Origin of the sequence: Billgrantia ethanolica, from assembly GCF_021404305.1 — a bacterium.
Lineage (GTDB): Bacteria > Pseudomonadota > Gammaproteobacteria > Pseudomonadales > Halomonadaceae > Halomonas > Halomonas ethanolica.
The window spans coordinates 1-504 of sequence record NZ_JABFTX010000017.1 but is presented as its reverse complement, the minus strand read 5'-3'; the positions used below and the strand labels follow the sequence as shown (position 1 = coordinate 504).

Below are 504 nucleotides of genomic sequence, written 5' to 3'. Positions count from 1 at the left end.
AAAGGGTCTGGTCCGCGATTACGTACGACAATTGCCGGATACGCTTGAGACGTATCACTTTTGCTTTCTCCTTGCGGAGAAAACTTGTCAGCATGATTCACATTGTTAAAGAGCAGACTGTTCAGAGAACAGTGGGAAGTCTGTCGACTTGCCGCTGGTCTCTGCAGATATAAGACTGGCTTGGAGAAATGTGGTGGAGCCAAGCGGGATCGAACCGCTGACCTCCTGCGTGCAAGGCAGGCGCTCTCCCAGCTGAGCTATGGCCCCACTGATTCCGACCTTCCCTCAAGGGGCGGTTCGGTTAATTTTATTCAGGTCAAGGCATTTCGGGGCGACGCATAGCTCGCTATGCGAGTCACGAAATAACGCAGGACTGGATAAAATTGGTGGGTCTGGGCAGATTTGAACTGCCGACCTCACCCTTATCAGGGGTGCGCTCTAACCAACTGAGCTACAGACCCGGCTTACAACCACTGGGTCTTCGACCCAAACAGTCTTTGCTCT

The 504-nt window shown here is 52.6% G+C and carries 2 tRNA genes; both read right to left on the bottom strand.

From position 1 onward, the window contains the following. Positions 1-191: 191 nt before the first annotated feature. Positions 192-267, bottom strand: a tRNA-Ala gene (locus tag HOP53_RS21305). A 117-nt stretch (positions 268-384) separates the two neighbouring features. Further along, positions 385-461 (bottom strand) — tRNA-Ile (locus tag HOP53_RS21300). Positions 462-504 lie beyond the last annotated feature (43 nt).